This is a genomic window from Hymenobacter telluris (genome assembly GCF_017313265.1).
GTDB classification, from domain to species: domain Bacteria; phylum Bacteroidota; class Bacteroidia; order Cytophagales; family Hymenobacteraceae; genus Hymenobacter; species Hymenobacter telluris.
Map to the genome: position 1 here is coordinate 1 of NZ_JAFLQZ010000026.1, position 19753 is coordinate 19753.

A 19753-nucleotide genomic window follows, 5' to 3' on the forward strand; every position below is an offset into this window, starting at 1 on the left:
ACAGCCACCTCCTTTTTAGCCGTCGCCCATTTGCTGGCTGCGTTAGATTGGATGCGCTAGCTGTCCACACAGCCTAGTAAGCCCGCGCGAAGTACACGCGGCGTTTGCTAGGCTTGCCGGTCAGGATGCAGGTACCGTCCTCGTCGGGCTCAGCGAGGGCCATGCAGCGGATGGTGGCTTTGGTTTCTTCCTTGATGCGCTCCTCGGTTTCGGAGGTGCCATCCCAGTGCGCTACCACGAAGCCGCCTTCGCCTTCCAGCGCCTGCTTGAACTCTTCGTAGGTATCTACGCGGTGGGTGTGGGTTTCACGGAACTTGAGCGCCCGGCCGTAGATATTGGCTTGAATATCGTCGAGCAACGCGGCTACGCTATTCACGATGTCGGCCAGCGGCAGGTTCATTTTCTCCTTGGTGTCGCGGCGGGCCACTTCCACGGTACCGGCGTCCAGGTCGCGCATGCCCACGGCGAGGCGTACGGGTACGCCCTTCAATTCCCACTCGGCAAACTTGAAGCCGGGGCGTTCGGTGTCCCGGTCGTCAATCTTCACGGAGATGCCGCGCTCAATCAAGCCCATTTGCATGGGCCGGATGCGCTCCAGCAGCTCATCGAGCTGGCCGGTTTTGTAGATGGGCACAATCACTACCTGGATAGGCGCCAGCTTGGGCGGCAATACTAGGCCTTCATCGTCGGAGTGCGCCATGACGAGGGCGCCCATCAGGCGCGTGCTCACGCCCCAGCTGGTACCCCACACGTGTTCCAGGCCGCCTTCTTTGTTGGCAAACTGCACATCAAACGCCTTAGCAAAGTTCTGCCCCAGGAAGTGCGAAGTGCCTGCCTGCAACGCCTTGCCATCCTGCATCAAGCCTTCGATGCAATAGGTGTCCTCGGCGCCGGCAAACCGCTCATTCTCGGTTTTTACGCCTTTCACTACGGGCAGCGCCATCCACTCCTCGGCAAACTGGGCGTACACCTCCAGCATCTGGCGGGTTTCGGCTACGGCTTCCTCGGCAGTGGCGTGGGCGGTGTGGCCTTCCTGCCACAGAAACTCGGCGGTGCGCAGAAACAAGCGGGTCCGCATTTCCCAGCGCACCACGTTGGCCCACTGATTGATGAGCAGCGGCAGGTCGCGGTAGCTCTGAATCCAGTTTTTGTAGGTGCTCCAGATGATTGCCTCCGAAGTAGGGCGTACTACTAATTCTTCTTCCAGTTTGGCGTTGGGGTCAACGCGCAGCTTGCCGGGGTTGTCGGGGTCGGTCTGGAGGCGGTAGTGGGTTACTACGGCGCATTCCTTGGCGAAACCTTCGGCGTTTTTTTCTTCGGCTTCAAACAGGCTTTTGGGCACAAAAAGCGGGAAGTAAGCGTTCTGATGGCCCGTACGCTTGAACATATCATCAAGGGTGCGCTGCATCTTTTCCCAAATGGCATACCCATAGGGTTTGATGACCATACAGCCCCGCACGGCCGAATTTTCGGCAAGCCCCGCGCGTTTTACTAACTCATTGTACCACAGTGAATAATCTTCACTCCGTTTGGGCAAACCTTTGCTCATGTTTTAGGGTATCTTTGGTCAAGTGAAAAAGTTCCAGTTTGGCCTAGAATTTGTCATAGACAAACCGGCACCGTTTCGACGCCAAATTACGTTATTAAATAAACCGGAGCTTGCCTTTATAAAATGTTTGGGTTTCCAAACAACCATTTGGCAACTCGTTAGCTCTTTCTCTCGCCAGACTACTCTTTACGCAAGCAGCCATGAAAAATTCCCTCTCACATCTATTACCAGCCTTGGCCCTGCTTACGTTGGGTGGTTGCGCGGGTACCAGCGCCCTCTCCACTACGGAGAATGACGGCGTATATTATTCTTCCAAAGACCGCACTGTGCAGAACGCAACGGCGTCGGCGGCGGGTACTACTCCCGCCGAAGAGTTGCAGTCAGACGGTGATATTTCCAATCCGGATTATGCCGCGGAGGGCCAGCGTTCCTCTACGGTTACCGAGTCGACGGAGTATTACGACGACGACTATGCTTATTCTTCCCGCATCCGGCGGTTTCACCAGCCTTACTACCGTGGCTTTGGATACGGCTACAACGATTTCGTGTACGCCGACCCCTACTGGTACGGCGGCTCGCCTTACTACGGCAGTGCTTTCTATGACCCCTTCTGGGGGCCAGGCTACGGCTACGGTGGCAGCTTCGTAAACATCAATATCGGCTTTGGCAGCCCCTGGGGCTGGGGCTACAACCCATGGCGCTACGGCCGCGGCTTCGGCTACGGCGGGCTCTACGATGGCTACGGCTACGGATATGGTGGCTACGGCGGGTATGGCTACGGCGGCTTCGGTGGCTACAACAACTACTACATCAACAACTACTATGGAGGCGGCAACTACGGTGGCGGGGTCATAGGAACGGCACCCAACGTGCGTTATGGCCCACGTACCAGCCGCAGTGCCGAAGCTGGTACTGCTGGACGTACCAGCCCTGGTACGGGTAATGCTATTGGGTCACGGAGCCGCGCTACTGGCGGTGTTGCTGATCCAACAGGTGGCCGCGCTGCTTCTGATGGGTTGGTTGGTAACGGTAGCGTTCAGCCAAACGGCCGGGGCCGTACGCGTACCACCGAAGCTGGCACTGCCGCTGGTGTAGCGCCAGCCGTTATGACCAACGACCAGATACAGACGGGTAGAGTAACTCGTAGCCGAGACAACAATGCAACCGTAGGGCAGAATACCGATAAGATGATCGACCAGATCAACAGCGGAAGCAGTGTAAATCAGCCGGGAAATGTGTACGAAAGCCGTGGCCGCCGGCGTATGGCGGAAGTAACGGGTGGTACTGGCACCGATGCGGCGGCTCCGCAGTATTCGCAGCCTCGCCGCAGCCGCTTCAGCGAGTTGAATACCAACCCAAGCCAAAGCAGCGGCCAAAGCCAGGATGCAGCGCAGCCAACTCGTCGGCAGCGTGTGTACCAAGCTCCGCAGCAGAGTTACGAAACGCCGCAGCGCACTTATCAGGCACCACAGCGGACGTACGAAGCACCTACGCGTAGCTATGAGGCGCCATCACGCTCGTACGAAGCTCCTTCGCGCAGCTCGGCCCCGGCGGGTGGGGGCGGCGACGGTGGCGGCGGCCGTGGCCGTGGGCGCAATTAATTATTCCTTGTCCGGAACCTGATTTGTGACGGGCCTTCGGTGGCCGACTTCTCTTCCCTCAACATGAAAAACCTGAAATACTGGCTTGCTGTGGCTCTGCTGAGCCCGGCTAGCTACAGCTTTGCCCAATACCAAGTGGATGCGCTCCGCTTTTCCCAGACCCAACCTTCTGGAACAGCCCGCTCATTGGGCGTAGCAGGGGCCAACGTGGCGGTGGGTGCCGACTTAGGTAATCTGGTTACCAACCCGGCTGGTTTGGGACTGTATCAACGCTCAGAAATAAGCTTTTCACCTGGGTTTGGGGTGGGCAATACCAGTAGCCAGGCCTTTGGCACCACTACCACTGATAACCGCAACAGCCTGCATGTGGCTAGTTTTGGAGCGGCTTTCACTAACCGCCGTCCGGACGGGGATGGCAACCCGTGGCGGGGTGGAACGTTGGCTTTTGGCCTCAACCGCGTCAACGATTTCAATCAGAGCTTCAGCTACGGCGGTACGCCTAGTATCAAGAGTGATATTCTTTCGTACCTAGGCCGCTCTAACGCTGATCTTACCGCTACCGATTTAGACGATTTAGCTTACGAGGCCTTCGTGACGGAGCGTGACAACCAGGGAACTTACATTCCATCCGATTACGACAATACCGGCCCACTCGACCAGCGAGAAACCGTACTAACCACCGGCTCGCAAACTCAATTCGATATGGGTTACGGTGCTAATTACAAAGACCGGTTATACATCGGGGGCGGTATCGGCATTGTTAGCACCCGTTTCAAGTCTACCAGCACGCTCAGCGCCGTTGATCCTACGCCCCCAAGCACCCAGGAAGGTACCTCGTTTGGGAGCCTGAACTACCGCGAAACACTGGAAACCCGGGGCACAGGTATCAATGCCCGCATTGGAGCCATTTACCGGGTAACGGATGCCGTGCGGTTGGGCGCTTCGGTGCAAACCCCAACGGTTACCAGCTTCTCGGAAACGTACGGCGCTTCGCTGAATGCGGTATATGACAAGCCCATTACGGTGGAAGGCAAAACGTACACCTCGGGCAATGCCGTAGTGGACCCTGGTACGTTTGACTACCGCTTGACTTCGCCGTTCCGGGCCTCGGGTGGTGCAGCAGTAGTGGTGGGTAAGAATGGGTTCTTGAGTGGCGACGTAGAATACGTGAACTACGGCCAAGCCCGTTTGAATAGCGACGACGATGGCTATAGCTTCAGCAACAATAACAACGCCATCCAGAGCCTGTATCAATCCGCTGTAAACGTGCGAGTAGGTGGAGAACTGCGCCTCGACATCTTCCGGCTACGGGCGGGTTTTGCCCGCTACGGCGACCCCTACAAGGATAGCAGCCGCGACCGGACGCAGAACTACTACACCGGCGGTGTAGGCTTGCGCCAGAAGAATTTCTACCTGGACCTGGCTGGTGTGTACGGCACTACCAAGCGCTACTACAACCCTTATGTGCTACCCGATGCTGCTGATACGCCCGAAGTAGTGGTAGATAGCAACCGCTTCACTACTACCATCACGGCCGGTTTCCTTTTCTAAAACTACGGCCTTGCCTTCAGCTTACTATGCAAAACGCCCGCTTCCGTATTGGAGGCGGGCGTTTTGTTTGGCAGGAGTGGACGGCAGGCTGTTATTTGGTGATGCGCACCTGCATTCTGATGGCTGGGGTTGGCACAGTGATGATGGACTGCACGAAAACAAGACCGGTTTTAGCCGGTGAGTCAGCTGTTTGGAAAGCGAAGACCCGCCCGGCACCTCTTGAAGGCAAGGCTCCGGTTGAAGTAATTAGAGTGCCATTTGGGGCCGCAAAAGCAGCTTCTAGTTGGGCCGGAGTAGTAGCCGCCGTGAAAGCTGCCGAATCGAGGGCGGTGGCGCGGAGCTTGGTAGCGCGGCGGTTTGTCCAGAAGGTGCTACGGTTTGTGAAGGTAGGATCTTGGGGGGTGGCCAAGGCCCGGCCGCCATTAGGCAGCGGGAGATACACCAAGTCAATCAGGCTTTGGTTTTCAGGATGTTGGCGCAAGCTGAAGGAGGGCAAGGCCAGCCCCGATAACAGCGAAATGTAACTGCGCGACTGGTAGCTGATGGGAGCCGGCAGAATGGTCGTGTAGCGGTGATACGTCAGCAGGGAATCGGCATTGCGGAGCCGAAGCGTAAAACCACCTTCATTGGATTCGCCATCAACATCATCGGCCTTGAAGCGCCATATTTCCCTGCCCGATGTGGTGCGTGTACCAGCCTGAAACTGAACGGCTACCGACTGTTGCTGTTCCCCCGTCAGCACAGAATCTAGAAAAATCAACTGGCCAGCATCATTCGGAACGTCATTCGCTTCGAAGCCGGTGCTAGGGTACACGTAAGGGTTGCGGCTGCGAATGTATTCCACGGTGATAAGCAACCGGCTCAGATCAGCATCGTTAGGGTCGTACTTATCGGCAAAAACGCGCGTCGAGAAGGTGTCGCCGGGGACGGTGCTGCTCCGGCTAGCCGACAGGAAACGGGAACTGCCCACCAGCGCCACGCGAGGACCAGCCGAGGGCTCGGGGTTGCAGGAAGCCAGTAGTGCGGAGGCCAGTAAAAATGAAAGTAGGTAAAGACGCATAGGTTCGGTAAAGGTCGGGATTTGCCGTTATTGCCCGGCAACGGTTTGCAAACAAAGTCGGGGAGCAAGTGAGTAAGTAGCACTCACCCAGGCAGTACCTGCTATAACGGCAAAAACTGATGCGCATTTCATTTCTCCAGCCAGGAAATATGTTGCTTGAAGCCCAGCAGCACATTTTTGGTCATGCTTCTACAATCTGATGACGAAGTAGGCAGGATCAATCGAAGGTGAAGTAAGATAGGCAGCCGCTTTTTTGGTAGGCAAGCATAAGATATATGCAAGAGGGTACGCAGCCCTCGGCAAATTTTGCCGTAGTTCGCGGTATGCCCACTTTCCGGACTTTTCGCTCCGCTTTCCTATACTTGGGGTTGCTGCTGGTAGCTAGCTGCCAGCCCGACAAACCAACCCGCACTGAGCAGGCCGTTCCTGCTTTAGCCGATACACTTACCCTGGACTCGACGGCCAACCCCATGGGAGCCACCGATACGGCCGCCGCACGGCGCAACTGGCACCGCCTTGCCAAGCCTACTAGCCGCAATGCGCCACTGGTAGTGTACCGGAGTGTTCGTCGGCCGCCAGCGGGATTGGCCGCCAGCCCTGCTCCCGGCGAAGCTACCCTGTTTGATATTGGGCGCAAAGCCAGCGAATATTTTCAGATTGACCCCACCAAGGCTGCGGAAGTGCGTGGCCGGTCCGGTACCGTAGTGCGGTTAGCAGCCGGCACCTTAGTTGATGCCGCACAACGCGCCGCAACCGGGCCGGTATGGGTGGAGCTGAAGGAATGTTACACGCCCGCGGAAATGGTGCTCACCAACCTCACAACCCTCACCACCGATAACCAATTATTGCAAACTGGCGGGATGGTGTTGGTAAAAGCCACGGCAGCCGGGCGCCCGCTCCAGGTGGCCGAAGGCCGCACCATGCGCCTGGAAATACCGGCCGCCAAAGGCCATCCATTGCCGGGTATGCAACTTTACTATGGCCAAGCAACTACGCCGGTTCGCTGGGTGGCTGCTCCCGCAACCACGGCCCCCCCGGTTCTCGAAACCGTGTACACCGAAGCCCGCCCCATGCCCGCCTACGGCAACGGCCCCGCCGATATCAACCGGCTGATTCGCTACCCGCGTGAAGCCTTGGTCAGCCAGATACAGGGCGTGGTGTTTGCATCGTTTGTGGTGGATGAAAGCGGGCGAGTACAACAGCCGCACATCCTGCGTGGCATCGGGCACGGCTGCGACGAGGAAGTACTGCGGGTATTGCGGCAAACTTCCGGCCACTGGATGCCGGGGCAGCGCAACGGCGAGTTTGTGAAAGTGAAAATGGTGCTGCCCATCCGGTTTTCGTTCCAACCCGGCCAGCTCAGCACCGATACCAGCCGCCGCCCACTAACCGATGCCGAACCAGCCGAAATAGCTGCCGCCCCTTCGGAGGAACCCGCAGAAGCCGCACCCACCGACCGATACGTGTTCAACTGCGCGCAGCTGGGCTGGTTGAACGTAGACCGGCCGGTAAGTGCGGGTACCGTTTCGTTGTTGGCGGCTACTGCCCCCGATGATGCTACTACTGTACGCCTGGTACTGCCCGGCGCTACCCCAACTGTGGTAGCGGCCGACGCACTGGAAAACGGCTATCAGTTCAGTAGTATCCCGGCCGGTCGGCGGGGAGTGGTGGTGGGGCTGCGCTACGTAGGAGGCGTGCCGTACCTGGCGTGGCAGGAAGTTACCACCGGTCAGGAAGCCCTGGCCCCGTTGGAGTTCGAGGAAACCACGCTGGAAGAGTTGGAGCGCCGATTGGAACGGTTGTAGTCAGAGCTGCAAGTGTCTAATTTATAGAGTTTTGCAGTAGAATTGTAGGCTAGAGCTGAAGTAGCAGTCTGACTACAGCTTCACGGTAATGCTCTGCGGCTCGGTGAAAAAGCGCAACACCTCCAGGCCGCCTTCGCGCCCAACGCCGGAGTTTTTCATGCCGCCGAAAGGGGTGCGCAAGTCGCGGTGTAGCCAGGTGTTCACCCATACAATGCCACTGTGTAACGCGTGGGCCACGCGGTGCGCCCGGTTCAGGTTGCGGGTCCAGATGGTGGCGGCCAGGCCGTATTGAGTGCCATTGGCCCAAGCTAGTACCTCCTCTTCCGTGTCGAAAGGAGTAAGCGTGACAACCGGCCCGAAGATTTCCTCCTGGTTCACCCGGCAATCCGGTGCCAACCCTTCGAACACAGTAGGAGCAAGAAAATAGCCACCTGCGCACCGGCCTTCCAGCTGCACCCGTTGTCCACCAGCGAGCAGGGTGCCCCCTTCTTCGTGAGCCAACGCAATGTAGCCAAGCACTTTCTGCAAATGCGCCTCGCTCACCAACGCCCCCTGTTGGCTGCCAGCCAACTGCGGGTCCCCGATGGTTAGAGCAGCTACGCCAACCAGAAATTCGGCCTTGAACTGCTCATAAATTGGCCGCTCCACAAAAATGCGCGACCCACACAGGCAAATCTGGCCCTGGTTGGCGAAGCTGCTGCGCAAGCTGGTACGCACGGCTTCGGGTAGGTCACAGTCGGCAAAGATGATGTTGGGGTTTTTGCCGCCTAGCTCCAACGACAGTTTCTTGAACATGGGGGCCGCCGTGCGGGCAATATGCTCACCGGTTTTGGTGCCGCCCGTGAAGCTGATGGCTTTAATGGCCGGGTGCTCTACAATGGCTTGGCCAACCCCTGGGCCGGTGCCGTGTACGATATTGAGTACGCCGGCCGGCAGGCCGGCTTCTATGCACAATGCGCTCAGCAGGAAGGCGGTGTAGGGCGTAATTTCCGAAGGCTTGGCTACCACGCAGCACCCGGCGGCCAGCGCCGGCGCAATCTTCCAGGTAAACAAATACAGCGGTAAGTTCCAGGGCGAAATGCAGCCTACCACGCCTAGCGGATGCCGCACGGTATAGTTGAGCGCTACGCCTTCCTGAAAGTGGGTTTCCGAGGCAAAATGCTGCGCCGCCGTACCAAAGAAGGCAAAGTTGCTGGCCGCCCGCGGAATATCCACGGTCCGGGCCAAACTCACTGGCTTCCCATTATCCTGGCTTTCAGCTTGGGCTAATGCTTCCAGGTCACGCTCAATCAGCTCGGCAATACGCACTAGTAGGCGGCCTCGCTCTTCGGCGGGCAAAGCGCGCCATGCTGGCAGCGCAGCTTCGGCAGCCGCTACCGCCCGCGCAACATCAGCAGCGTCGGAATCCGGAATGTGGGCGTACACCTGCCCGGTGGCTGGCTCTACGTTGGGTAGGTAGCGGCCTGCGGTGGGCGGCACCAGGCGGCCGTTGAGGTAGTTCTGGAAGTGCAGCATAGAGGCAGCAGGAGAGTGAGTGGTAAGGTAAAGCTAGCCGATTTGAATACCTACTTTTGCCCAGTGTTGGCGCTACTTGCTACGCGCCACTTATTCCGTATGAAAAATTGGGTTAGTTTACTGCTGGTGCTGGCTTTTTACGCTGCGGTATTCGTGGTATTCACCTGGCCGTTGGCTACTTCCTTCACCTCTACTTTCCCAGCCGTGCTTGCGCCAGGGCACGACACCTATGGCTTTATCTGGAACACTTGGCACTTTCGGGAGCAAGTGCTTAGCGGCCATAACCCTTACCACACCAACTGGATGTTTTATCCGCACGGGTCGTGGTTGATAATGCACGCTTACACCCCCATTTTAGGGCTATTGAATTTATTGCTGGGCCACGAAATATTGGCCGTAAATACAGCCTTGCTATTGAGCTACGCTTTGTCAGGCACGGGGGCGTATCTACTGGCGCGCCGCTGGGTGCGAAGCCCGTTGTTAGGGCTGCTGGCGGGATTCGTTTTTGCTTATTCGCCTTATAAGTTGCAGCGGCTGCCCGAGCACTACAATTTGGTGCTGACAGCTACTGTTCCGTTCTACATTCTCCTGTTTCTACAAGCGCTGGAGTTTCGAGAAGGCCGCTGGTTGCCGCTGGTGCGGAGCTGGAGAGCAGTAGCCGGCTGTTTTGGGCTTGGTATTATCACGCTGCTCAGCGACTACTACGTTTTGTTTGGGCTACTGTATTTTTCGCTGGCCTACGCAGCATGGTTCTGGTTTCGTATTGGGCAAATTCGCTGGCGTGAGCGGCGTACCTGGTTTTGGTTGCTTGGTATCCTGGTCAGCAGCCACTTGTTTATTCGGCTGTTGCGCGTCAAGCATGTCAAAGACAACGGGGGCTTCTGGTGGGGCGGCGACTTGGTGGCTTATTTCATGCCGCCACCCACTAGCCGTTTTTTATACTGGGATTGGGCTGCGCGGCTCTACCACAACGCAAACGTGTTCAACACTCCTGGTTCTCACGAAAACACATTATTTATTGGCTATACACTGCCACTTTTGACACTGGTAGTAGGAATAGTATATCTGGCTCGTCGGCATTCGGCCCCAGCCTGCTATCAGGATAAGCGTGGCCGGCCACTGGCATGGGTGCTACTTGTTTTTGTGCTGCTCACAGTGCCTGCGCTCCGCATTTACGGGCACGACCGACTGAATTTGCCTACGGCTTTAGTGCACTTTATCCCCTTTATCAACAATATACGCTGCCCTACCCGCTGGATTATGATGGTCGGTTTGTTGCTACCGATTGTAGCGTTTAGCGCGCTGGAAGCTAGCTGGCCAACCCGGTGGCAGTCGTTTGCTCTCCGGACCGGGGGTAGTGTGCTGTTGGCGGTAGCTATTCTACTTGAGTTCTGGCCTCAGCCTTACCAGCGGGCTTCGCAGGCTACTGCTCCCGCTGTGTTCCAGCAAGTAGCCAAGCTACCCGGAAACACCCTGGTGCTTATTCCATTGGGTATTTTCGATGGCCAACAGCAGGTAGGGAAGATGCTGCCCGAACATATGTTCTACCAGACCGTGCATCGCAAAAAAATGCCTGGTGGATGTCTTTCGGTGGTAAATCCTCAGTTATTTAAGTCTATAGACCAAGAGCCGGTGCTGCATACGTTGCTGTATCTTCAAGCCAAGCCGGATACGGTGCCTCCTGCTCCCCTTACGCCTCAACAGGTCCAAAACTTTCTGCGCGTTTATAAGCCCGCTGCTTTTGTAGTGACGCCCGCTTATTACAACAGTCCCGTGTATCTATACCTGCGCAAGTTGCTCAAGCCTTACCATTTCCAAGAGAAAATGGTAGCTGGCTACGTAGTATTTGCCGCGCCGAGCGGGCCACAGTAATTTCTCTATGGCGCGAAAACCGGGCCTTGCTTAAACTAGCTGGTCGGTCATCCGAAGCATACATGCGCTTGGAGTAACCGACCAGAATCCCCATCAGAATGAAGCGCGGAGCTTAACAGTTCGGCTTCTTGAGTGGCAAATCAGTTTCGTCGATGATGTAGAGCGGGCGTTGGCGCGTGTTGGCCCCGAGGCGTGCCACGTATTCTCCAATTATCCCAATGGCCATCAATTGAATACCCCCTAAGAACAGGACGCTTACCATAAGCGAAGGCCAGCCTATTCCGTAATTTTTCAGAAAAAACCGGGCATATACGGCGTACAACATCACAAGGAAAGCCACGCCGGATACTACAAAACCACCTATTGAGGCTATTCGGAGCGGTAAATCTGAAAACGAGGTAATACCATCCAGCGCCAGCTTGATAAGCTTGCTGTACGTGTAGCCTGGTTCACCACCCGCTCGTTCGGAACGGTCGAATTCCAGGAAGGTTTGCTTGTAGCCAATCCAAGAAATCTGCCCCCGGATAAATTTGTTCTGCTCAGGCATGAGCTTTAACGCCTCCACTACCTTGCGGCTTACAATGCGGAAGTCGCCGGTATCAATAGGAATATTCACCGACGTTATCCGAGCCAGTATCCGGTAAAACATCTTGGCCGTGAACAGCTTGATGGCGCTTTCTCCCTGGCGGGAGCGGCGCTTGGCGTACACCACTTCGTAGCCTTCGTGCAGTTTAGCGTACAGTTCCGGAATCAACTCGGGCGGGTCCTGCAAGTCGCCATCCATAACCACAACGGCAGCACCCCGCGACAAGTCCAGGCCCGCCGTGATGGCAACCTGATGCCCGAAGTTGCGGCTGAAGGTGATGTAGTGCATCCGCGGGTCGCGGGCGGCAAACCCCTGCATCAGTTCCAACGACCGGTCACGGGAGCCATCATTCACAAAAATGACCTCTGTCTCAAGTAATAATGCATCGAGCATGGCCGCTAGCCGAGCATACAGGACCGGAAGGTTGATTTCTTCGTTGTAGATGGGAACGATAATGGAGAGATCCACGGAATAGGGAAAACAGGAGTCAGACAGTCGGAGATTTTGAGGCCAGCGCAAATACGCTCACGCCCACTGGCGCATTCAGGGCCTGGAGCAGTCGGTTTTCGGTGGTAATAACGCTGGTCAGCAGCTTGTTAACCAGCGGAGGCGCGGCAAAGAAGTCGTCTTCCGCTGGCTTGTTGTCGGCGGGCAGTACCTTCTTCAGCAGCCGGACGGCGGCAGTTGGAAAGAACAGGCTCACGTTCCAGTAAGAACGGCGGTTTACCTGCAAACCAGCTTTCCGGAGGCTAGCTGCCAGCTGTGCCGTCGTGTAGCGCCGAAAATGATGGTTGGCTTCATCGTGCTTGCCCCACAGAAACTGAAATGCTGGCACAAACACCAGCAGTTTGCCACCAGGCCGCAGCACTCTGGTCCACTCCCGTAAAGCCTGGGCTTCATCCTGAATGTGCTCCAGTACATCAGATGCCACCACCAAATCAAACGAATTGTCCGCAAAAGTCAGGTTGGCGCCATCCATGCACGACACATTCGGGATGCCACGCTGCTGCGCTACGGCAATACCAGCTTCGCTCACATCAATACCCGTCAGGTTGGAATAGCCGGCACCGCGCAGGCGCTGGAGGAGGGGGCCACCCGAGCAGCCGATTTCCAGAACAGGGGCTTCGGAGGGTAGTTTCAGATCCTCTATAAGCCGGAATACCATATCACGACGGGCCTGAAACCACCAGTATTTCTCTTCGAGCTGATGGTATTTTACTTCGTATTCGATATCCATAGTTCTTCAAAAGTAAGCAACATCGGCATAGGTCGCTACTTAGCATGTATCTCAGTCCTTATATAGGAAATCTAATGCCGAAACGGAATGCATGGCTATACTTAGCTCTTGGTGCATGTATCACATAAGCCAGCGTGACGAGGCCGCACAAAGGGCCAGGAATAAGGTAGTGCTTCTTGGGTTGCGAAAGGCAGTGCTTATGACGGCAAGTTGAACTCAGCTCTACCAACGATAAAAAACCGATAGAATCTTTATTCCGTTGGTTTTCAGAGTATACACTTCATTGCCGATGGTATCGGGGTAGGCTTCTGGGTGCATGCGGTAGGCTGTCAGGTAGTAGCGCTCTTTATCGGTTCCGTTTATTTTGAAACGAGCCCGGTCCGCTGGTTTCAGAATGGCGAGGTTGTTTTCCAGCACGATAGAAACAGGGGCATTAATGGTGAGCTGAGCAGCCGTATCGTGAGTTGAAATCCATTCCAGTCCCTGGCGGTACGCAACGCCCCAATAATCACGGTCAAAAAGCTGCTCCACTTGTTCCGGTGACAAAAAGGAAAAGAAGACCTGCTGGTTAGGATGAGCCGCTACCATGCGCACTGCCGTGTACACGGCTTCGGCGCCAGCCAACACCGCTAGAACTAAGGTTGCTCGCTTCAGCACGAGGCTATTTTTGCTGGCTTGCCAAACCGCGTAGGCCCCACGCACGGCCACCACTAAAAATGCCGGATAAATAAAATATAAATGCCGCCACCCGTCGTATATCACGGAGTGGAGCAGAATAACCATCAGAAGAGGAATACTAAACCAGCCCGCCAGCAACACGTCTATTCGCCCCTCTAAAGCGCGCAGCACCGCAAAACGGTAACGAACAACGGTGTAAAGCCAAATGACTGCCCCTGCCAAAAATGCCAGCGAATATGCTACTGGTGTGGTAATTGCAATCCAGACCGGCGCGTAATGCCACGGCAATTCGATGCCTTTTACTACCTGGCCCAGGTAGTAAACGTCGCCTTCCCAACGGAACCGCTTCATTTTGTCGAAAGCCTCCAGGAATTTACCCGCCGGATCTTCCCACAGATAAGGCCATCCAACCACCGTGAGGCTAATGGCAACCACGCAATAAAGGCTGATGGCTTTGCCAAGCTGCCTACGTTCGGCTTTGGGTTTCTCCCCCCAGATAGCCTCTATCATAAACATGCCGATGGAAAGCGCAAACAGCAAGCAACCTAGGATGCGCACATCGGTGGCAATAGCCGTGGCAAAGCCATGCAAGGCAGCGCGGGCTAGAGTGGGGCGCTCTAAGAGGCGGATAAGGGTATAAATTCCGAAAGTGAAGAACGACAAGAAAACCAGGTCTTTACCGTTGTAAAATCCGTCGGCAAATATGCGTGGAGACAATAGCAGTAACGCGCTGGTCAGCAAGCCTAGCAACTGACTCTTGAACCGGACAAGCGCTATTTTGTAAACCGACCAGAGGGCCAGTAGAAAGGTCAGGAATATGCAAAAATGCCGGACTAAGTAGTACGTGCGCGAATCAAGGCCTGGCCACACTACCTCCATAAATGCGAGCGGCAAATGAAACAAAGCTCCGTGGTCGTTTTCCAGGTGAGCGGCAAAATCAGGCACATTGGTGAAAACCAACTGGTGCTCCGTCCACTCGGGGGCCAAAGTAGCCATGATGTATTTGGCATTGACCATGCCATTGATGCGGTCAATTGATTCGTCCCAGGAAACGCCGTAATCCTTGAATATGAATACGCCTAACAGGAAGACAAGCAGGAAATAAACCTTAACATATGTGTTGCTTCGTGTTGCCATAGCTTGGTAGGAAAGGCCGTTGTGTAAGAGCAACAAAGCACTAAAAGCTCCTTGTTGCCAATGCGGCAGGTAAAAGTAGGAGCCCGCAACTTGTATCCCAACTGCAAGGTGGTGAGGCAATCTAAACGCCAACTGGTTTCTCCGGCGGCAACTAGCTGCTAGCCAGGCTTCCTGCCGGCGCGTGTTATGACCTAGGCAATGCAGAAAAGCTTATTCGCTGAGTATGGGAGGAGCACTAAATTTCAGTTAGTTTTGAAGCCACAACTAACATTTCAATTCCGGCAATGAAAAAATTGCTTTACGCATCTTTGACTTTATGCTTGGCCGCCTGCGGTGACAAAGCCGCCACCATTCCAGCCAACCAATTGGCCGGCAACGACTTCGAGTCGATTGAAGGCTGGGTAGGAGACAACACGCCAGCATCTTTAACAAAGGAGAATGCGCATTCAGGACGCTATTCTATCAAAGTAGATCCTGCTATTGAATACAGCATGGGGTATAGCAACCTACTGGGCAAGCTTAGCGCTAGTAAGCTGCGGAAGATTAAAATAAAAGCCTGGGTTTACCTCCCTAAAGGCACTACTGATGCAATGTTAGTTACCAGCGTAGTTGACCCAGCCGATCCAAGCAAGCCGGTACTATGGGATGGTTTTAAGCTGGCCGACCAAGTGAAAGCAGATAGCAAATGGACCGAGGTAGAAAAGGAAATTACCCTGCCTGACAATATAAGCTATACCCAGAAGTTGGGGGTGTACTTGTGGCGTACAGCAGCGCAAGGACCCGCATTTATGGACGATGTGATTATCGAAAAAGCAGAGTAGAAATTTGGTTCTCACAGAGGTACGGCTCTCAAGAATAGGCGCGAAGCTATCCTTGAGAGCTGTACTTTTTGATTTTATACCTAATTAGCTACCCACTCCTGATTCTAAAAAGCTTTGTAACTGATGCTGAATAGCTAGGATACTATGTAGTTGGTCCATCGGGAACAGTTAGTGCCTAAAGTGGTAGGGAGTTGATTTCCTGCTAGTTTTGGAATCAGAAGGACTCACTTTTTGCTTTTATGAAAAAACTGCTTTACGCAACAATTGCCCTGGGTCTGGCTGGCTGTGGAGACAAGCCAACAGGTAATCCTAATAACTATTTGACGTCCAGTGATTTTGAAACGGTTGAGGGGTGGATGCCAGAGCCAGTGCCCGCCTCCTTGGTAAGAGATAAAGCCCATTCTGGCCGTTATTCCATAAAAGTGGATGCCAGCAACGAGTACAGTATTGGCTATAACAATACGCTTGGCAAGCTCAGCGCCAGCAAGCTAAAAAAAATCAGGTTGCACGCTTGGGTGAATATACCCGATAAAAATTCTCAGGCTATCCTGGTGGCACAGATAGTAGACCCGGCCAATCCAACGAAAACCCTCCTGTGGGAAGGGTTGAGGCTAGGCGAAAAAGTAACTACGTATAACAAATGGGTGGAGGTGAGCCTAGATATTGCATTACCTGCTACAATCAACTACACCAACAGGCTGGCAGTATATCTATGGCGTGCTAATTCATCGGGAGCAACCTTTCTGGATGATTTAGCCATCGAAAAAGTGGAGTAGCCTAAGTGCACGCTGCCGGATTGGATGTTATTTCTGCGTGCGAGAGGTAAGCTAATTTTCGGCCTAAGTGTAAGCTGCTAATTGCAGCGGACAGTTGCTTGCACTGAATACAATTGTCGTGGTGGCGCTTACTACCTGCCTGCCTTGAGCTTCTATTTTACTTATTAGCCATGAGCCGCTCCGCACGATGGATGAGTTGCTCTAATTTGTCCTGTCATCACAACCCGTTCATAATTCACCAACCTGGGCCTTTGCTGGTATTGCACGCGAATACGGTCGTACAGAGAGCTTCATCGGCTTCCTGAAGATCAACAGTTTGTGGGCACTACAGGGACACTTATATGAAGTCACTTGCCTGTTACGTGTTTATTGTCACGCTAGCTCTGATTACTGTATTTCAGGCTGGTAAGTGGCGCAATAATGATGTGTTTGTATGGGATGTAGCGGGGTATTACCAATATCTGTCCAGCTACTTTATTTACGATGACATAGGCGACGGGTCGTATACTGCCGGCGTCCGGGGCCAATACCGTGCTGACTTAGATAGTAAGTATGGGCTGGCGCCGGCTCCCAATGGCCAGACGGTAATGAAATACCCGCTGGGCATGTCACTGTTTTATTCTCCTGCCTTCTTCACTGCCCACAGCATAGCTACGCTACGTGGCACTCCTGCCGATGGATACGCTTCAGTATACCAGAAACTATTAGTGTTGGTATGCCTGGCATACGCCATGCTAGGGCTGTGGCTATTGAGGACCGTGCTACGCCGCTTCTTCGAGGATACTACTGTAGCACTCACGCTGTTGGCTATTGGTTTGGCTACCAATTTCTTCAACTATGCCACCTACGAGTCGCCGATGGCGCATGGCACGCTGTTTTTGCTTAATGCAGGGCTGCTGCTGCTCACAGTGAAGTGGCTGGCTGCTTTCCGGCAGCGTCATGCGCTGCTGCTGGGCCTGACGCTAGGATTGATGGGGCTAGTACGACCTACTGAACTTTGGATGGTGCTGGTACCGGCCCTGTGGGGACTTACCTCTTGGGCAGCAGCGCGGGAGCGAGGGCAGCAACTCTGGCAGCATCGTGGTCAAGTACTGCTGGCTGCATTAGTGGCAGTAGCTGTGCTAGCGTTGCAGCCTTGGTTCTGGCACAGCGTAGGGGGCGCCTGGTTTATTGACTCTTACCCCACCGAGAAATTCGACTTACGGCACCCTCATTTTCTGAATGGCTTTTTCAGCTTTCGCAAGGGGTGGCTTGTCTACACGCCTATCATGGCGGTAGCCTTGGTTAGTATCTTCTGGCTGCGGCAGCAGGTACGCGCTGCGCTACCCGTGTTTATAGTGCTGTTGCCACTGGCCTTGTATGTTACCTGGTCGTGGTGGGACTGGGCGTACGGCGGCAGCTTCAGCCAGCGGCCGCTCATCAGCTTCTATCCGTTGCTTGCTCTGCCGCTGGCCAGCTTCTTTGACCGCAGCCGCCGCTCCAACTGGCTGCTGTACAGTGCCGCTTTCCTATTGCTGGTATGCATCGTGCTCAACCTCACTCAAACTTGGCAATATTACCGCGGCATCCTTAATTGCTGCGATACCACTTGGCAAATGTACCGTGAGCGTTTCTTCTGGCTGGAATGGCCTCAGCCGAAGTAGCAGGCCGCTAATCAATACGCAAGGGCCACCTTCTGTGTCTGTTACGCGTTGTTAGTAGATACAGAAAGTGGCCCTTGCCTTTGCTGTTTTACCCCAGCCTTACTTCACTTCAACCGTTCGTAGAAGCCGCACGGGCCAGTCCCGATAGCCTTTACTGAACAGCGTTATTTCAAGTGTGTATTGGCCAGGAGTAGTGGGCGTGTGCACTGTAATAAGCTGGCTCCAAGGGTGCCAAACGTCTACCTCCAAGGGCGTTTCGGAAGGAGGAACATCGGAAGGCCAATTAGGAGACTGGTAGAAAGACGCCCGTAGCAAGGTAGGGTGTGAGCTGTTGAGACTGGAATGCAGCGGCTGTGCTTCGTTAGGCACGGTTACCAGCACTTGCACCTGCTGGTTGCGGTCCGACCGCAGAACAGCCGGTAAAGAATCGGCCAGAGTTAGCCGAACTGCCCGGCGGGCATCAATGTAGGTGCGTAGCGCAGTGGTATCCTCCGGCGGTGGCGGGGTGTTGAGCGTGCGGTAGGTCTTTTCGGGAAGGCGAAAGTAATTTTCCGGTAGATCATAGATGGTCCACTTTTCAAAAGGACCAATAAATAAGTCGCCTTTGGCTCTGGCTTCAACAAGCAGGTAGTTTTCTGTGCCCGCATAGATGGTTTGGGCCGAGTCGGGGGAGTAGGTGGCACTACGCAGCATGGATTCGATGGTGATGCCCCAGGTTGGCTGACCGGCTGCCTGGCGTTCTGCATTCACGTTTTCCGGGGCCAGAATAAACTTATGCTCCGGAAACTGGCGGGTATAAGCCAGCATCTGGCCAATCCATTGCTGATAAGCCGTAGTTGGGGTATGGTTCTTCCATATTACTACTAGTCTGATAATGAACGTAATGGCCAGAACACCGGTCACGAACACGGTACCCCGGAGTTTGAATATAGTGCGGCCTTCCAAGGCGGGCAGCAGCTCCATAGCAAACGGGATGGTGATAATAAGGGTGAGTGGCAGCAGCAGGTTTTCTATATAAGTAGCGTCAGTGCCTTCAGGATAAGAAACATTGATTACGAGTACATAGCCAAACGCAAAGGCCCACACTAACAGCAAGCGGAGCCAAGCTTGTAAGGTGCGCTGGCGGATATAAAAAACAGACAACGCAAACAGTAGAATAGGAACGGCAATGAAATTGTGGCCGCAAAGCTTCCAGAAATCCTGGAAGCTTTGCAAAGCCAGGTAGTTAGGAAAATGCGCAATCAGATTGGGCACGAAGGTCATCTTATTGGCCTCGTAGGAACCCGGTTCGATCAACATGTCGCGCATCTTGTATGAGCCGATGCCTATAATCAGCAACCCGTAGTAGATCCAGTCCTTAAACCGTCGGTTCAGCAGCCAGTCGTAGGTCCAGATAAATACAAAAGGGAGAATTATAAGCGGATGCCCGAAAATATAGACGGGTATCAACGCAGCCAGGGCCAGGGTGCTAAAGCGGCGTTGCAGAGGCGCTTGCCGGGAAATGCCCGCGTAAAAAAGCAGTAACAGCGCCAGCGCCTGCGGCAACTCCGACTCTATCCAGTAAAACGTGCGCGCTGCTAACAGCACACACAGAAACGCAACTACTAAGGCTATTTGCTGATTGCGGAACCAAAAGGCACATAGCAGAAAGATGGTCAGATAGTACAGCACGAACACCATCGAATAAAATATCTCGACGAGGTACAATGGCGCTTCAGCTTTGATGACCAATAGAAGTGGTAGCTGAGCAATGACTGCTATAAAACGATGATGCTGGAAAAATACAGTTTTGTCTCGCAGGAGGTAGTGTACAAAGAAAGCCGAGTCTATGTAGCATATCCGCTCCTGATAAAAACGCCAAGCGAATATCAGCAAGACGAGTAGAGTGCCCAGTCCCAGATACAGTAGTTTACGCGTCGCGT

General features: G+C 54.5%; 14 protein-coding genes. 7 read left to right on the forward strand and 7 right to left on the reverse strand.

The window, feature by feature from the left end; genetic code table 11:
• Positions 1-73 precede the first annotated feature (73 nt).
• On the reverse strand, positions 74-1549 hold the full coding sequence (proS, locus tag J0X19_RS23155) for a proline--tRNA ligase (protein WP_206986798.1): 1476 nt from the start codon (positions 1547-1549) through the stop codon (positions 74-76).
• 200 nt (positions 1550-1749) lie between these two features.
• On the opposite strand from proS, the gene J0X19_RS23160 reads away from it, so the two are divergent.
• Both J0X19_RS23160 and J0X19_RS23165 read left to right on the forward strand, forming a co-directional pair.
• On the forward strand, positions 1750-3150 hold the full coding sequence (locus J0X19_RS23160; protein WP_206986799.1) for a hypothetical protein: 1401 nt from the start codon (positions 1750-1752) through the stop codon (positions 3148-3150).
• A gap of 63 nt (positions 3151-3213) precedes the next feature.
• A complete protein-coding gene (locus J0X19_RS23165; protein WP_206986800.1) occupies positions 3214-4701 on the forward strand; it encodes an OmpP1/FadL family transporter in 1488 nt (495 codons plus the stop codon).
• A 91-nt stretch (positions 4702-4792) separates the two neighbouring features.
• On the opposite strand, the gene J0X19_RS23170 is transcribed toward J0X19_RS23165, so the two are convergent.
• Complete coding sequence (locus J0X19_RS23170) at positions 4793-5761, reverse strand: hypothetical protein (protein ID WP_206986801.1); 969 nt, start codon at positions 5759-5761, stop codon at positions 4793-4795.
• Between the two features lie 323 nt (positions 5762-6084).
• Here J0X19_RS23170 and J0X19_RS23175 point away from each other — a divergent pair, with 323 nt between their 5' ends.
• Entirely contained in the window at positions 6085-7566 is a 1482-nt protein-coding gene (locus J0X19_RS23175; RefSeq protein WP_206986802.1) for an energy transducer TonB, read from the forward strand.
• 72 nt (positions 7567-7638) lie between these two features.
• On the opposite strand, the gene J0X19_RS23180 is transcribed toward J0X19_RS23175, so the two are convergent.
• Entirely contained in the window at positions 7639-9081 is a 1443-nt protein-coding gene (locus tag J0X19_RS23180; RefSeq protein WP_206986803.1) for an aldehyde dehydrogenase, read from the reverse strand.
• Between the two features lie 99 nt (positions 9082-9180).
• Between J0X19_RS23180 and J0X19_RS23185 the strand changes: the two genes are divergently transcribed.
• A complete protein-coding gene (locus tag J0X19_RS23185; RefSeq protein ID WP_206986804.1) occupies positions 9181-10953 on the forward strand; it encodes a hypothetical protein in 1773 nt (590 codons plus the stop codon).
• Between the two features lie 112 nt (positions 10954-11065).
• On the opposite strand, the gene J0X19_RS23190 is transcribed toward J0X19_RS23185, so the two are convergent.
• From J0X19_RS23190 to J0X19_RS23200, 3 genes are all read right to left on the reverse strand, one after another.
• Positions 11066-12007, reverse strand: a complete 942-nt coding sequence (locus J0X19_RS23190; RefSeq protein ID WP_206986805.1) for a glycosyltransferase family 2 protein — start codon at positions 12005-12007, stop codon at positions 11066-11068.
• Positions 12008-12026: 19 nt separating this feature from the next.
• Positions 12027-12776: a class I SAM-dependent methyltransferase gene (locus J0X19_RS23195; RefSeq protein WP_206986806.1), complete on the reverse strand. Its 750-nt coding sequence runs from the start codon at positions 12774-12776 to the stop codon at positions 12027-12029.
• A gap of 222 nt (positions 12777-12998) precedes the next feature.
• The gene (locus tag J0X19_RS23200; RefSeq protein ID WP_206986807.1) at positions 12999-14711 is read right to left on the reverse strand and encodes a hypothetical protein; all 1713 of its coding nucleotides are present in this window, start codon (positions 14709-14711) and stop codon (positions 12999-13001) included.
• 164 nt (positions 14712-14875) lie between these two features.
• Between J0X19_RS23200 and J0X19_RS23205 the strand changes: the two genes are divergently transcribed.
• From J0X19_RS23205 to J0X19_RS23215, 3 genes are all read left to right on the forward strand, one after another.
• The gene (locus J0X19_RS23205; RefSeq protein ID WP_206986808.1) at positions 14876-15412 is read left to right on the forward strand and encodes a carbohydrate binding domain-containing protein; all 537 of its coding nucleotides are present in this window, start codon (positions 14876-14878) and stop codon (positions 15410-15412) included.
• A gap of 239 nt (positions 15413-15651) precedes the next feature.
• Entirely contained in the window at positions 15652-16188 is a 537-nt protein-coding gene (locus J0X19_RS23210; protein WP_206986809.1) for a carbohydrate binding domain-containing protein, read from the forward strand.
• Positions 16189-16529: 341 nt separating this feature from the next.
• A complete protein-coding gene (locus J0X19_RS23215) occupies positions 16530-17831 on the forward strand; it encodes a hypothetical protein (RefSeq protein WP_206986810.1) in 1302 nt (433 codons plus the stop codon).
• 99 nt (positions 17832-17930) lie between these two features.
• Here J0X19_RS23215 and J0X19_RS23220 read toward each other — a convergent pair whose 3' ends face one another.
• The gene (locus tag J0X19_RS23220; RefSeq protein WP_206986811.1) at positions 17931-19562 is read right to left on the reverse strand and encodes a hypothetical protein; all 1632 of its coding nucleotides are present in this window, start codon (positions 19560-19562) and stop codon (positions 17931-17933) included.
• Between the last annotated feature and the right edge of the window lie 191 nt (positions 19563-19753).

Coding starts and splice junctions, on each gene's coding strand:
- proS (WP_206986798.1), bottom strand. CDS start 1,549: ATGAGCAAAGGTTTGCCCAAACGGAGTGAAGATTATTCACTGTGGTAC.
- J0X19_RS23160 (WP_206986799.1), top strand. CDS start 1,750: ATGAAAAATTCCCTCTCACATCTATTACCAGCCTTGGCCCTGCTTACG.
- J0X19_RS23165 (WP_206986800.1), top strand. CDS start 3,214: ATGAAAAACCTGAAATACTGGCTTGCTGTGGCTCTGCTGAGCCCGGCT.
- J0X19_RS23170 (WP_206986801.1), bottom strand. CDS start 5,761: ATGCGTCTTTACCTACTTTCATTTTTACTGGCCTCCGCACTACTGGCT.
- J0X19_RS23175 (WP_206986802.1), top strand. CDS start 6,085: ATGCCCACTTTCCGGACTTTTCGCTCCGCTTTCCTATACTTGGGGTTG.
- J0X19_RS23180 (WP_206986803.1), bottom strand. CDS start 9,081: ATGCTGCACTTCCAGAACTACCTCAACGGCCGCCTGGTGCCGCCCACC.
- J0X19_RS23185 (WP_206986804.1), top strand. CDS start 9,181: ATGAAAAATTGGGTTAGTTTACTGCTGGTGCTGGCTTTTTACGCTGCG.
- J0X19_RS23195 (WP_206986806.1), bottom strand. CDS start 12,776: ATGGATATCGAATACGAAGTAAAATACCATCAGCTCGAAGAGAAATAC.
- J0X19_RS23205 (WP_206986808.1), top strand. CDS start 14,876: ATGAAAAAATTGCTTTACGCATCTTTGACTTTATGCTTGGCCGCCTGC.
- J0X19_RS23210 (WP_206986809.1), top strand. CDS start 15,652: ATGAAAAAACTGCTTTACGCAACAATTGCCCTGGGTCTGGCTGGCTGT.
- J0X19_RS23215 (WP_206986810.1), top strand. CDS start 16,530: ATGAAGTCACTTGCCTGTTACGTGTTTATTGTCACGCTAGCTCTGATT.